Source organism: Gordonia sp. 11cp (genome assembly GCF_057767225.1).
In genome coordinates, this window is the sequence record NZ_CM173437.1 from 1177597 (window position 1) to 1191275 (window position 13679).

General features: G+C 66.5%; 12 protein-coding genes. 4 read left to right on the plus strand and 8 right to left on the minus strand.

The features are described from left to right. The 6 genes from AC3B6C_RS05070 to AC3B6C_RS05095 all read right to left on the minus strand — a co-directional run bounded on the left by AC3B6C_RS05070 (position 1) and on the right by AC3B6C_RS05095 (position 6258). Positions 1-369: an EthD domain-containing protein gene (locus AC3B6C_RS05070; protein ID WP_488375223.1), complete on the minus strand. Its 369-nt coding sequence runs from the start codon at positions 367-369 to the stop codon at positions 1-3. A gap of 157 nt (positions 370-526) precedes the next feature. Further along, positions 527-958: a Zn-ribbon domain-containing OB-fold protein gene (locus AC3B6C_RS05075; protein WP_488375224.1), complete on the minus strand. Its 432-nt coding sequence runs from the start codon at positions 956-958 to the stop codon at positions 527-529. A gap of 37 nt (positions 959-995) precedes the next feature. After that, complete coding sequence (locus tag AC3B6C_RS05080) at positions 996-2165, minus strand: thiolase family protein (protein ID WP_488375225.1); 1170 nt, start codon at positions 2163-2165, stop codon at positions 996-998. Next, positions 2162-2977: a crotonase/enoyl-CoA hydratase family protein gene (locus AC3B6C_RS05085; protein WP_488375226.1), complete on the minus strand. Its 816-nt coding sequence runs from the start codon at positions 2975-2977 to the stop codon at positions 2162-2164. The genes AC3B6C_RS05080 and AC3B6C_RS05085 overlap by 4 nt, the downstream gene beginning before the upstream one ends. 15 nt (positions 2978-2992) lie before the next feature. Beyond that, the gene (locus AC3B6C_RS05090; RefSeq protein WP_488375227.1) at positions 2993-5407 is read right to left on the minus strand and encodes a CaiB/BaiF CoA transferase family protein; all 2415 of its coding nucleotides are present in this window, start codon (positions 5405-5407) and stop codon (positions 2993-2995) included. Positions 5408-5508: 101 nt separating this feature from the next. Further along, positions 5509-6258, minus strand: a complete 750-nt coding sequence (locus AC3B6C_RS05095; protein ID WP_488375229.1) for an SDR family NAD(P)-dependent oxidoreductase — start codon at positions 6256-6258, stop codon at positions 5509-5511. Positions 6259-6763: 505 nt separating this feature from the next. Here AC3B6C_RS05095 and AC3B6C_RS05100 point away from each other — a divergent pair. From AC3B6C_RS05100 to pgfA, 3 genes are all read left to right on the plus strand, one after another. After that, a complete protein-coding gene (locus tag AC3B6C_RS05100) occupies positions 6764-7303 on the plus strand; it encodes a nuclear transport factor 2 family protein (RefSeq protein WP_488375230.1) in 540 nt (179 codons plus the stop codon). A gap of 364 nt (positions 7304-7667) precedes the next feature. Beyond that, entirely contained in the window at positions 7668-9122 is a 1455-nt protein-coding gene (locus AC3B6C_RS05105) for a PE-PPE domain-containing protein (RefSeq protein ID WP_488375231.1), read from the plus strand. Between the two features lie 361 nt (positions 9123-9483). Next, entirely contained in the window at positions 9484-10692 is a 1209-nt protein-coding gene (gene pgfA, locus AC3B6C_RS05110) for a cell envelope lipid trafficking protein PgfA (RefSeq protein ID WP_488375232.1), read from the plus strand. A 12-nt stretch (positions 10693-10704) separates the two neighbouring features. On the opposite strand, the gene AC3B6C_RS05115 is transcribed toward pgfA, so the two are convergent. Then, positions 10705-11175, minus strand: coding sequence for an SRPBCC family protein (locus AC3B6C_RS05115; protein ID WP_488375233.1), 471 nt, complete (start codon positions 11173-11175; stop codon positions 10705-10707). A gap of 255 nt (positions 11176-11430) precedes the next feature. After that, entirely contained in the window at positions 11431-12615 is a 1185-nt protein-coding gene (locus AC3B6C_RS05120) for an MATE family efflux transporter (RefSeq protein ID WP_488375235.1), read from the minus strand. A gap of 112 nt (positions 12616-12727) precedes the next feature. On the opposite strand from AC3B6C_RS05120, the gene AC3B6C_RS05125 reads away from it, so the two are divergent. Beyond that, positions 12728-13666, plus strand: a complete 939-nt coding sequence (locus tag AC3B6C_RS05125) for an HpcH/HpaI aldolase/citrate lyase family protein (protein WP_488375236.1) — start codon at positions 12728-12730, stop codon at positions 13664-13666. Positions 13667-13679 lie beyond the last annotated feature (13 nt).

Consider the following 13679-nt stretch of genomic DNA (forward strand, 5'->3'; position numbering starts at 1 on the left):
TCAGATGATCGTGTGCTCCCGGGCGAAGAAGATGCGTGAGCGCGCCAGATCGATGAACTCTCGCTCGTCCCGGAGAAGCGCCAGACCGGCGGCTCGCCCGGCGTCGCTGTTGCGGACCGCCGCGAACTCATCAGCGCTGTCCCACCAGATCTCGGCCACACCATCGTAGGGTTCGCCCTCGCATCCACGCGCGGTGAGCGTGGATGCGAGACGTGGGTCGTCGAACGTGTGACTCTGGACGTAACGGCGAATCCCCAGGGCCTCGGCGTGGGTACGTACCAAGGGCGCGTGCTCCTCCAGCCAGTATCGGGAGAATTCTTCCGGAGTCAGTTCAGGCTTTCCGCGCAGGCAGAACACGATCTTGATCATCGGACGTTCCTCTACTCGAGACCACTCTCGTCGGTCATTGGACCACGCGCACAGTCAGTTTGCCGTCGTATGCGCCGCTGAACGGTCGCGCGAGCGCATCGGTCGCGTTGTCCAGTCCACCGATCTCGACCGGCGACAGATTCTTGGTCGCGGGCGCTCATCTACAGTCGATTCGCGCGTCCGCGTCGCGCACCGGCGCGAAAACCGGGACGAACTCGTCGGATTCGTCGGGACCCGACCTGGGAAACAGCGCCCTCACCCGCAGTCCCTCCACCATCTGGGCCGGCGAGGCATCGACGAGCTGCGTCCACCACCACGGACCTTCATCGAGTTCGACGATGATGATGGTGATCGAGGCGAGCTCGTCGGAACCGGCAACGCGTTTGGGGACGAACGCCCAGGACACCACTTTTCCCAGGCCCGATGCGGGCACCCACTCCAGGTCGGTGTTACCGACGCTGTCCTGCTGGACCTGCGGGCTCAGGATCTCGCCGGTGACAACCGATCTGCGCAACAGGAAGATTCCGCGGGCAGCTCCGTCGAAGAACGCTGCGGTCGCCGGATCTCGTACTACAGGTGCGATGAACACATCGTCTCCATCTCTCGCCGGTATGCCGGATGCCGTGTCATGAGCCCAGGATCAGTGTCGAATGATGGTCCAGGATGCCGCCGTTGCCGGAGACCAGCACGAGGTCGTGCTGCTCCTGTTGACGCTCACCGGCCTGACCGCGCGCCTGCATGATCGCTTCCGACAGTGGGGTCATCCCCCACATGTAGTAGGACGACAGCTGCCCGCCACCGGTGTTCAGCTTGAGTTTGCCGTCCGGGCCGATGTTGCCCGGCGTGGAGACGAACTCTCCGCCTTCGCCTTTCGCGCAGAATCCGTAGTCCTCGAGGCTCACCAGCACGGTGTAGGTGTAGCAGTCGTAGAGTTCGGCGATGTCGATGTCGTCGACGGTCACACCTGCCATCTCCATCGCCGCCGGACCCGATCGGGCCGCGCCCGTCACCAGACCGAAGTTCTCGTCGCGGCGCAGGATCGTCCCCGGGTGGCACTGTGCCCAGCCGAGCACGTCGACCGGAGGTTGCCGCAGATCGGCCGCGCGCTCCGCGGTGGTCACCACGACGGCCACGCCGCCGTTGGAGACCAGGCAACAGTCGAAGAGGTGGAACGGATCGCTGATGATCCGGGAGTTCTGATGGTCTTCGACGGTGATCGGCTTGCGCATCTGCGCAAAGGGATTCAACACCGCCCACTGACGCTGCGCGACTGCCACGGCGGCAAACTGCTCCGATGTCGTTCCATACGTGAGCATGTGACGCCTCGCTGCCAGCGAGTACAGCATGTTCGGTGTGGCGGCACCGGTCGAGCGCTGGAGACCGGTCCACCCACTCGGAGTGCGGTTTTTCGCGGAGTACACATCTCCGGCGCCCTTGCCCTCCGTGAGGGGGGAGTCGCCGAACGCGCAGACGACGACCTCGGCCGTACCGGATTGCACGGCCATGGACGCGAACTGAACCATCGCACCGGCTGTCGAACCGAACGACTGCATCATGCTCAGGACCTTGAGGTCGCGGAGGTTGAGGTCGACCTGCAACCCCAGAGCGACGTCGTTCGAGGCGCCGCCGGAGACCAGCAACCCGTCGACGTCGGCAAGAGCCATGCCGGCGTCGGCCACGGCGCGACGAGACGCCTCCGCCGCGAACTGCTGACCGCTGCGCCCATAGACCTTACCGATCTCGGTCATGCCGAGGCCGACGATCACCGGGGAACGTCCGCTTCGCTGCCGAGTCATGACGCGGTCCACTGTGGGGCACGCTTCTCGGCGAAAGCCCTTGTGCCTTCACGCGCGTCGTTCGAGCCCATCACCGCCCTCGCCTCTTGACGATTTCTGGCCCAGTCGGCGTCGTCGCGCGCCACCCGGCCGTTGGAAATCCCGCCGGCGATGCGCTTGCTCGCCTGGACCGCCAGCGGGGCATTCGCCGAGATGGTGTCGGCGAGCTCGATCGCCGCTGTCAGCGCCTTCCCCTCAGGGACGACGCGGTTCACGAGACCCAGGTCGTATGCCCGTCCCGCCGGGACCGGCTCACCAGTGAACATCAACTCGAGGGCGATCTTTCGCGGAACCTGTTGCGGCAGAAGAAAAACGCCACCGGCAGCTGCAACAATGCCGCGTCGGACCTCGGGTAGCCCGAATGTGGCGGTCTCGGCCGCGACAACCAAATCGCTGGCCAGTGCGATCTCCGTTCCGCCACCGAGGGCGAACCCGTTGACCGCGGCGATGGTCGGCGTGCTCACCGGATGGCTCACGTACCCGGCGAAACCCCACTCGGCGCGGTCGCCGTCGGGCATGATCGACTCGCCGCGCGAGAGCGCCTTCAGATCCGCGCCGGCGCAGAAGGCCTTGTCCCCCGCGCCGGTGAGCACTATCGCCCGGACTTCAGGATCGGAGTCGGCTGCTTCGAGGGCGTCGCCCAGAGCCTCGGCCACCGCCTTGTTGATGCTGTTCCGTGCCTCCGGACGGTTGATCGTGATCACCTGCACATGGCCACGACGCTCCGTCGTGACGAGCTCGGCTTCCGTACCGTCCCCTGGTTTCACAGGCACTGCTCTTCCTCTCGTTCAGTTCGGCGCTGCCGCAGACAGATCCGGGATCTCGAGAATCTCGTCGCCGATCAATTCGGCGATCTCGTCGTCGGACATCCCGAGCACTTGCGCACAGATCTCTTCGGTGTGCTCGCCGTGGATCGGGGCCGCGCCGAACGCCGGCTCCCCGATCGTGCTGAAGACGGCCTCGCCGTTCTGTGTGACCAGCGCACCGTCGAACTGTCGCTGGTCCTGCAACCGCAGGAACTCCCTGGCAGCGAACTGGGGATCCTCGTCGAATTCACTCGCGCGCTGCATGAAACCACAGGGGACGCCGTTCTTCTGGAGGATCATCATCGCCTCGCGCGGTTCGTGCGCGGCGGTCCAGCGACGCACGCTGTCCTCGATCTCACCCCGGTTCGCGACCCGTCCTTCCGCCGACGCGAAATCGGCTCGGTCGAGCCACTCCGGTCTGTCCAGCACCCCGGCGAGCGCGCGGAACTGGTCATCGGTGTGCACGTCGACGACCAACCACTCGTCATCCCCGGCGGCCGGGAACAGTCCGCGGGGCGCGTCGCCTCCTCGTACGTTCCCGGCGACGGTCAAGGTGCCCGGACGCAGTGATTCCGCCATGAACTGGTCGGCCATCTGACCGATCAGGACATCTATCTGGGCGACACTGGCGGTACCACCGCAACCGGTCTGCTCTCGGCGCATCAACAGCGCGACCACTGCGACGCCGACGAATCGCGCTGCCACGTGATCGGGATAGATCGTGATCGCGTCGCTGAATCCGTCGTCGTCCCCGGGGTAGCTCCAGAGCCAGCTCATCCCTGTGCTCGCCCGCACCAGAGGGCCGTAACCCATCCGTCGGCTCCACGGCCCGGTGGCGCCGAAAGCACTGCTGTCGGCCACTATCAGTCGCGGGTTCGCCTGTGCCAGAACGTCGTAACCGAGACCGAGGGACTCCAGAGTTCCGGGTTTGAAGTTCGAGAGCACCACGTCGGATTCTGCGACCAGATCGAGAAACAGTCGCCGTCCGCGCTCTGAGCGCAGGTTCACCCCCAGGCTGCGTTTGTTGCGATGCCCGCGCGCGAAACTCGCGGTGACGGTGTTGGGTCCGACGCTCTGCCGGTTCCCGTCCGGAAACTGCCGGTTCTCGACCTTGATCACGTCGGCACCCCAGTCGGCGAACAACCGACCGGCCTCGGCTCCGGCGACGATGACCCCGAGGTCCAGAACGCGAAGGCCGTCGAACGGCCTACGGTGATCAGTTCTCTTCGGGATTGCGTAGCTCCTGGCATGTGTCCTCAGCACCGCGTCGGTGTGCTCACCCACCGTTGGCGCCGCTGTGCGGAACCCCATGTGCAGACCATCGATCTCGAAGTAGCCGCGTGCCAGCTTCGCAGTCGTCTCCCCTACCGCGACATCGACGAACGTGCCCCGCTCGAGGTAGTGCGACTCGGTGAACACCTCGGACGGGACCAACAACCCGGCTGCCGGCACACCGAACTTCACGCCTTCCTCGACGACCTGCTGTCGCGTCCGCTGAGCAAAGAACTCGGCGAGGATCGGCGTGATGAGTTCTGTTGCGTTGTGACGTTCTTTGAGCACCGCGAACTTGGGATCACTGAGCGGCTCTGGCCGTCCCACCCACTCGAACATGCCGTTCCACTGGCGGGCACTCAGGAGACAGATGCGCACCCACCCGTCGGCACACGCGAAGATCGGGTAGAGGTGCCGTGCGTCGGGCCGGTCTCGCGGCAAGTCCAGGGCCGCCCCGCGCGCAGAACCGCTGATCCCGTAAGCCGGGTCCAAACTGACCGCGACGGCCTCGAACACCGAGAAGTCGATCCGCTCGCCTTCACCGCTTTGCTGCTGCTTCCACAGCGCGAGCATCGCCGTCCACGCCGCTTGTGACGACGCCGCCGCATCGATCAGATGCTCCGGTGGTAACAGTGGATCACGGCCCGGCAGACCCGATTTCGCAAGGAGGCCAGTCAGGGCGGCCAGGACGTCACTGGATCCGACCCAATTGCGGTACGGCCCCGTTGTGCCGAACCAGCTCAGTTCCATCACGATCAGTGCCGAATTCGCCTCCGACAATTTCTCCGGGCTGAGCACCCCGGAGAGCGGTTGTCCTGCGGGGCCCCCGGTGATAAGCAGATCGGCTGTCCGCACCAGCCCGAGGAACTGGTCACGTCCCCCGGGCTCGGTGAGGTCGAGAGCCGCACTCTGCTTGTTCACGTTGTTGGCGGCGAAGGAAAGACTGACGCCGTCGACCTGCACACCGCGCGCACGTGACTGAGCTCCGGTCGGTTCCTCGATCTTGACGACCTCGGCACCCAGATCCGCCAGAATTCGTCCCGCACCCTCACAGAATCCGTCTGAGAGATCGAGGACTCGGACGCCGCTGATCGGCAAGATCGACGTCGGGTCGCCGGTGAGCATGGAACCTCCACATTGCTACATGTAACGGATGCAGCGCCGAACGCCGTCTGGTCATCATCCGTCGGTGACTGCGCACATGACCGGTGCGAACACGATCGGAACTAGCCCGCCGTCTGACCACCCTCGACCGGTAGGGCGATACCGGTGATGTAGGACGACTGGTCGCTGGCCAGGAACAGCATTCCGTTGGCGATTTCATCGGCGGTGCCGACCCGGCGCACGGGGACGAGGTCCCGCAAATACTCGTACGCGCCGGGATTGTCAGCAATGCCCTGATCCATCATCGGCGTCTTGATCGTGCCCGGGCACAGAGTATTGGCCCTGATCTGCTGCTCTGCGTATTCGAGTGCAACCGTCTTGGTCAACCCCAACACTCCGCTCTTCGCCGCACTGTAGCTGGCGAGGTTCGGGGTCCCGATGAGGGCCGCCGTCGACGCCACGTTGACGATCGATCCGCCCCCGCGCTTCAGCAGTTCCGGGATCGCGTACTTCATCGAGAGGAACACCCCTCGGAGGTTGACGTCGACCATCTTGTCGAAATCCTCTTCGGACGATTCGTGAAACGACACCATCGGCGCGATGGCGCCCGCGATGTTGCACAGGATGTCCAGCCCGCCGAATTCGCTGAGCGCCAGATCGATCATGGCCTTGGAGTCAGCCGCCTTCGACACGTCGGTCTGGATTGCGACTGAACGGTCACCGAGTTCCTTGGCCGTCGTGTCTTGTGCGCCGGAGATGTCGGCGAGGACGAGATTCGCGCCGTGCTTGTGGAACAGCCTGGCTGTTGCGAGTCCCATCCCAGAACCAGCGCCTGTCAAAATGGCGGTCTTGCCTTCGAGCAACCTGTCCACGTTCTCACTCCTCAAATCCGTCGGCTTTCGGTCTGTCGTCGCGCCCCCACGGTCGTCGTTTCGAGCGGCGGGTCGCTGTACGGCACGACCCACCACGCCGCGACTGTGACCGGAGCAACATGCAACAACTGCTCACATAGTGCGTCTGTACGATCAACTCTGTCAACCGCACTAGATAAGTGGGATAGTGCGCTTGACACCGTGCACGGTCAAAGTGCACTATTCCTCTGTCGCCTGTGGCGCTCCTCACATCAGTTGGATTCAGGTGGGAGTCGCGACTCTCCACGCCGGGCGCCCGGTTCAACGCTCTTCCGGCGGCCTCGATGCACTGCACCCATAGCGAAAGCGAGACCAGATCCGAGCTGTCCGTACTCGTTCGCGGTTTACCGGGCGCCTTCCAGCACCTCGAGAGCGGACAGCACGTGGGGGAAGTCGCGATCAGCGCCGACAAGACGATTCTCGAAAGCCAGGACACTGAGAACTATTGCAAGGGAGTCGAAACCCAATGGCATTGACCGACGAACAACTCCAGAACCTGTACGACAAGCAAGCGCTCCATGACAACCTCATGACCTACTGCCGCGGCGTCGACCGAATGGATCGAGAGCTGATGAGGTCGACCTACTGGCCGGACTCCACTGACGACCACGGCGGTTACATCGGCAACGGTCAGGGATGGGCCGACGCCGCTTTCGGGTGGAAAGACCAGGCGCACAGCGTCAACCACCATGTCAGCAATGTGCTCAGTGAGATCGACGGCGACCGTGCGAAGCGGGAGAGCATGTTCATCTGTGTGGCCGTGTTCAAGGAGCCGGACGTAACGATGTTCCAGGCCGGCAGGTACCGGGATCTCTGCGAAAAGCGGGACGGGGTCTGGAAGATCCTCACACGGACATGTGTGTGGGACTGGTGCGAAGTCCGACCGGCCAAACCTGATTGGGACATCGTCAACGTCCCGCGCGAGTCGAACTGGGGAAACTTCCACCCCGAGGACCCGATCTACAAGGATTGGTCGAAGGCCGAGCCCACACCCTATCGGCGGTAAGACCTCGGTAGTCCGCAAACGCAACGCGGCCACCGTCTCGTAGACGGTGGCCGCGTCGCGACGTCGGCGGGCTCAGCGAAACCGATGACCACTCTTCCGAGAACCTTGCGTTCGATCACAAGGGCCGGGCTCATGTCCGGCCCCTGAGTGCACGTGAAGCACGAGTGCGACCGACCAGCCGAGTCAAACGCCCTCGCAGGCAACCGAACCCCGTTCCCCCGATCGGGTGAAAACCCGCCGGTAACTTGTCGCGCCCGTCATCGAGAGCAGACAATTGGCGGAGTTTCGAGATCGCGGAGCGTCGATTGAGTATGTCAACACGGGGTGTCACGTCGACGTGACATTCACCGGGGATGGGAAACAAATGACGGGCATTCGGCAGGCGCTGCGCGCATCTTCGGTGGGGTGCGCACTGTGCCTGGGCCTGATCGTTCCGACGGCACTGTCGTCGACCGCGGTCGCGGCACCGATGCTGTCGCCGCAGACGCAGCAGACCATTGCCGAGCTCGACGATGCGGGCGTCCTCCGCCCCGCCGAACCCGACGACGGGCTCGGGCCGGATTGGCTCTCGACGACGTTCCCACGGGCGGACGGCAACACGATCGTGGTGGTGACACCCGGAACCGACGACGGCACCCTGTTCCCGCGTATTCAAGGTCTGCGCGCGGGCCGCCAGACCTTGATCATCGACTACCCAGAGGCGCTGGGGCCGTTGGTCTCCGGTCGTTCGGGTGCGGTGCTGCCGATCTTCGCACCGGGTTACGACGGCTCGCGCGATGTCGCCGTCGACAACAACCTGGCCGTGATGCGGGCGTTCGCGCAGCAGACCGACGGACAGCCCTTCGTCGTGTACACCGGGTACTCCCAGGGAGCTGACGCACTCGGTGATGCCGCCGAGACAGCCGTAGCCGGTGGCACCCTCGACGTCGACCGGTCGATGATCCTCCTCATCTCCGACCCGCGCAGCCCGTGGGGTCTCAAGGCGTGGGCCGACGACCATCCGGTGGTCGGCGCGGTGTTCGAACTGTTCGGCGCCGAGAGCAACGGCGCTCGCGATCCAGGGGCAACGGGCGAGGACCTGGACGTGGTGTCCGTCGTCGTGGTCGGCGATCCGGTTGCCAACTTCCAGTGGAAAACGTTGCGGCCGTTGAGTTCGCTACTCGTCAACGGTGCCGGTTTCATCGCGATCCACAGCGGCCTCGGCGAAGAGAACTACGGCAACCTGATCGACTACACCGAGCCGCCGACGACCATGCGGAGCCGGGACGGCAACACCACCTACGTCGTCTACCAACCGAAGCACCACCCGCTCACGTTGGCCGCGATGATCCTGAACGACGCCGTGGGTATCGATCCGAGCGAATCCGACATCGCTCGGTGGGATGCTGTGAACAACGCCTTCTATCCGCTGGTGACGCCGACGGCATCGAATGCCGCAGTACCAGTGGAGGACACGACGTCCCCGCTGACTGAGCAGGCGACGAGCGCAGCGAGGAGCCGTGTCGAAACCACTTCCGAACCACCGATCACCGAGACCGGCGGGCGCCATCGTGCTCCCGAAACCAGCGATTCCGGGAGCACGCCCGAAGTCGCTTCCCCAACAGAAGGCGGACGCCACCGCCTGACCGGAGTCGGGCGCCATTCCACAGATGCCGAGCCCTCCTCCGACAGCACCGAAGCGCCAACCGCCGACGTCTCGGACACACCGGACGTGGGCACACCGGACGCGGACACCGGACACGACACTCCCGACTCCGAGACGGCCACCGAGACAGACACATCCTCTGACTCGACGGAGAGCGAGCCCGACGCCGCCTGACACGCCAGACGCCGCGCCGACGACACTCCCGGCCAGCGCCCCTCGCTGGCTGCGCCGGCGTTGAGCGCGACCCGCAAACACCCCGCTGGTCGCGCCGGCGACGAGCGCAGCCAGTGGCACCTGCCGCTGGTTGCGCTCCGTCGCCGCGAACTCGCTTCGTCAGCGCACGTCAGGGAGAGCACCCGCTGTCGGACGCATCCGACGCACCCTGCCGACACGCGTCCCGCGCCGCCAGGCATGCGGGCCCGTGGAGCCGAACTTCTACTGAGGCCGACCTCCTCACCGACCACACGTCGCCACCGCTCATGGGCCGACATCCTGCCCACCGGCCGGCCGTCGCCCGTTGCGTACCCTCGCCACCATGTCTTCGTCGTCGATCGGTCCCGAGCCGGAGTCCGAGTTGCAGCCCCATCGCTGGTCGACCGCGGACCTCGTCGGTCCGACCCTGATCTTCGTCGGCGGCTTCCTGCTCGCGGTGACCATCGCCCTTCCGACGTTGCTGGTCGGAGGTTTCCGGACGATCCCGCTCAGCACCGACTTCACCACCGTCGCCACCGCCGACGACGCGACGATCTTCGACCGGTGCTCGCTCGGGACCCGTTCGGCCAGCACCGTCGGCGCCGACCTCGTCCGCCAGCAACGCGTCGTGGCGGTGCAACCGTCCGACGAACACCGGGTGACCCTGCAGGCCGGCACGTCCATCCAGGCCGAGACGCTGCGCATCGACGACCGTGAGGTCGACCCCGGCGATCCGCGCCCCGGCGCCGACCCCGGAAACCAGTCCGACGACGGGTCGCTACCGTGCAACGACGCGACCGTCAACGCCGTCAAGGATCGGGTGACACTCGACCGGAAGAACGCGCTACCACGACTCGCCGCGCGCGGGGCGTCGGAGATCCAATACGACAGCGGACAGGCGGCCGTCCTCGTCCCGGACCGCCGCGGCGTCACCTATCTGTTGCCCTTCGACACCGAAACGGCCGACCGGGAGTTCTTCGACGCCGTCACCCGTACCGCCGTCCCGCTGGTGTACGACGGCGACACCGAGGTCCGCGGCCGCGACGTCGCCCGGTTCCGCGCCGAGGTCCCCGACACCGACCTCGCTCGCGAGGCACTGGGCCGGCCCGTGGGCACCAACGTCTCGATCACGCGGCCGGCGTCGTGGTTCGGGGTCGGCGACACGCGCCGACCGTTGACCGCGGACCTGCACCACCGGAGTTCATGGGATCTCGCCGTCGACCCCCGGACCGGCACGATAGTCGACGCCACGATCACCGTCGACGAGGTGTACCGCTTCCCCGACGGCACCCCCGGCGTCCCGGCCGACTTCGAATTGCCGCACCTACGAGCGACATTCACCTACGACGACAACACCCAGGCGCGGATGACCGACCTGGCCGCCGACCTCGCGTCCCCGATCCTGATCTGGGGCCGCCTGGTGCCGATCGGCACCGGAATCCTCGGCGTCGCGGCCCTGCTGGCCGGGCTGATGCTGATCAATCCCGCCTGGCTGCCCGCCCGGCTTCGGCGTCGGCGTGACGCGAAAACCGTTGGCGGGCAGCCGGAGTGATCAGGATCGGCGTCAGGACGCCGACTCGGCGGCGAGCCGGCCGAGAGTGTCGTTGAGCTGATCCTCGGTCGTGAGCGGGAACTTGACCTTCTCGAGCAGCTTCTTGTCGGTGACCTTCGACCAGTCGTAGGTGTGGCGTACCAACGTCTCGTTGGGACCCTGGGATTCCAGCTCCCACAGCCACTCCCATCCGGGCGGCTGGGTGCCGGCGGGCGCGGTCTGCCATGCCAGGAGCTTGTCCTTGGCGTAGCCCGTGACATGGTTGTCCGTCTTGTACTCGCCGCCCATGTGGTCGCCCGCCATGTTCATGGTGAACACGTCACCCACCTGCTGGATGCGGTCGGCGTGGTCCACACCGCGGATGAACCCCGAACCGTCGAGCGCCTGATGCCGTTCGGGATTGGAGAGAACGTCGAACACCGCGTCGACGGGCGCCTCGATCGTGCGTTGGACAGTGACCTGTGTGCTCTCGTTGTCGCTCATGACACAACACTGCCGAAACTTCGGGTACTCGGCAACGTTCAAGGGCCCTGTGCTCCCTGAGGAGCGCCCGGAGCCTGCGGAGGGCGCGTCACGAAGGGTCCGGTGACCGAGGTTGCGAGACCCTTCGTGACGCTCGCAAGCTCGCTCCTCAGGGAGCGGGCGTGGAGGGCGCAAGCTCGCTCCTCAGGGAGCGGGCGTGGAGGGCGCAAGCTCGCTCCTCAGGGAGCGGATTCGATGACCACGATGGCGCGCCGATCAGCGCGCGACCGCCCACGTCCCCAGCGCGGCGATCGTGGCAGCCACCGCGGCGGTTCCGGCGACTCCGATCACCGACCCGGCGACCGTGAGGATGATCAGCACCTCGGCGGCCACCACCAGCCAGGTGCCGAGCGCGACGCGCGTCCGGTCGCGCGCGATCGCCGACAGCAGGACGACCTGCAGGACGGCGAGCGCGGCGCCGATGTAGGCGAACAACCACAGGATCGGCACGAGCGTGTCGTAGCCGTCCCCGAAGACGAGCGGGACGACCGGCCCGGCCGCACCGGCCAGCACGGTGAGTACGACCCCGATCACGGCGACAACCGTCACCGCCTGACGCAGCGAGGCCCGCGACCGCGCGGGATCGGCGAGGCGGGGATAGAAGACCACGCCGATCGCCTGCGGGAGCCAGAAGGCCACCTTGGTCGCGATCGCGCCGAGTGCGTACACCCCGACCTCCTCCGCGTCGAGGACCCGGGGTGAGAGCAACAGGTCGATCGACGAGGCGACGATCAGCACCAGCTGGACCTGGGACGCGCGCACCACGCTGAGGACCCCGGCGGAACCCGACGCCCCACCTCGAGGCCGGTCGGCCCGCGCCACCGACCACACCACGAGCCAGACGACGACCGCCGAGGCCGCGCCCCCCAGCGTCCCGGCCAGGAGCCCACCCGCCGGCCCGGCGCCGGCGGCGAACGCCCCGATGATCGGCATCGACCGGGCGACACCGACCACGGCCAGCACCCAGGACAGCACCCGGAACTCGCCGCGCCCCTGCAGAATCCCCTGACCTGCGGCGATGAGGGCGAGTAGCGGCGCGGAGGCGAGTGCTGCCGCGGTCGTCGCGACATCGGTGCGCAACAGCAGCGCGACCAGCGGGGTGGCGACCACGGTGAGCACGACAACCCAGGACGTCGTCACCACCCCGAGCGCGCGGAGGCGTCCCTCGTCGCCGCCGAGCACGACCTCCCGGGCGATGACGTTCTGCAGGGCCATGGCCGGCACGCCGAGCACGAGCATGGCCGACAGCAGCACCGCGAACTCGCCGTATTCGCTGACATCGAGGAAGCGGGCACTCGCGGCGAGGTGCACCACGTACATGCAGACGTTGGCCACCATCGAACCGACCGCCACCGACCCGACGGCGCCGACGGTGCCCGTCGTCCGGCGCGTCTGCTGCATGGACCAAGTGTGCCGATCGGCCGCGAGGCGCTTTGCACCGGCTGTCGTCCGTAGGCAACGATGGGAAGGCTGCTGTCCACCCAGCCCGAGCTCCACAGACCGAGAGACCCTGATGTACGACGACAACCCCACCTACGACGCCGAGTCGACAGACATCGGTTCGCGCATCGACCCGGTGCTGGCCCGGAGCTGGCTGCTGGTCAACGGCTCCCACTACGCGAAGTTCGAGCCGGCGTCCCGTTCGCGCGCCGACATCGTCGTGTTGGACATCGAGGACGCCGTGGCTCCCAAGGACAAGGTCGAAGCGCGCGACAACGTCGTCCGCTGGCTCGGGCCGAAGGACGGGACCGCCGGCCCCGGCGCCGGAGACTGGGTCCGCGTCAACGGATTCGGCACCCCGTGGTGGGCCGACGACCTCGAGGCCCTGTCGCAGACCGCGGTCGGCGGGGTGATGCTGGCGATGGTCGAGTCGGTCGACCACGTCACCGAGACCGCCAAGCGCCTGCCCGGTCTGCCCATCGTGGCACTCGTCGAGACCGCGCGGGGGCTCGAGCGCATCAGTGAGATCGCGGCCGCTAAAGGCACCTTCCGCCTCGCGTTCGGCATCGGGGACTTCCGCCGCGACACCGGTTTCGGCGACAACCCGCAGACCCTCGCCTACGCCCGTTCGCGTTTCACCATCGCCGCCAAGGCCGCCCATCTGCCCAGCGCCATCGACGGCCCGACGGTCGGTTCGAGCGCACTCAGACTCAGTGAGGCGACCGCGGTCAGCGCCGAGTTCGGCATGACCGGCAAGATCTGCCTCACCCCCGGCCAGTGCGCGCAGGTCAACGAGGGCCTCTCCCCCTCCCAGGACGAGATCACCTGGGCGCGTGAGTTCTTCGCCGAATTCGAGCGCGACGGCGGTGAGATCCGCAACGGCTCCGACCTGCCACGGATCGCGCGGGCGACCAAGATCCTCGACCTGGCCCGGTCATACGGCATCACCGAATCGGACTACGACGACGATCCGGTGCACGCTCCCGCGCCCTCGGACACCCACCACTTCTGATCGGCATCACCGC

What these genes read in the sequence shown, in the direction of transcription:
- AC3B6C_RS05070 (WP_488375223.1), bottom strand. Translation starts at nt 369, where the DNA reads ATGATCAAGATCGTGTTCTGCCTGCGCGGAAAGCCTGAACTGACTCCG.
- AC3B6C_RS05080 (WP_488375225.1), bottom strand. Translation starts at nt 2,165, where the DNA reads ATGACTCGGCAGCGAAGCGGACGTTCCCCGGTGATCGTCGGCCTCGGC.
- AC3B6C_RS05090 (WP_488375227.1), bottom strand. Translation starts at nt 5,407, where the DNA reads ATGCTCACCGGCGACCCGACGTCGATCTTGCCGATCAGCGGCGTCCGA.
- AC3B6C_RS05100 (WP_488375230.1), top strand. Translation starts at nt 6,764, where the DNA reads ATGGCATTGACCGACGAACAACTCCAGAACCTGTACGACAAGCAAGCG.
- AC3B6C_RS05105 (WP_488375231.1), top strand. Translation starts at nt 7,668, where the DNA reads ATGACGGGCATTCGGCAGGCGCTGCGCGCATCTTCGGTGGGGTGCGCA.
- pgfA (WP_488375232.1), top strand. Translation starts at nt 9,484, where the DNA reads ATGTCTTCGTCGTCGATCGGTCCCGAGCCGGAGTCCGAGTTGCAGCCC.
- AC3B6C_RS05115 (WP_488375233.1), bottom strand. Translation starts at nt 11,175, where the DNA reads ATGAGCGACAACGAGAGCACACAGGTCACTGTCCAACGCACGATCGAG.
- AC3B6C_RS05120 (WP_488375235.1), bottom strand. Translation starts at nt 12,615, where the DNA reads ATGCAGCAGACGCGCCGGACGACGGGCACCGTCGGCGCCGTCGGGTCG.
- AC3B6C_RS05125 (WP_488375236.1), top strand. Translation starts at nt 12,728, where the DNA reads ATGTACGACGACAACCCCACCTACGACGCCGAGTCGACAGACATCGGT.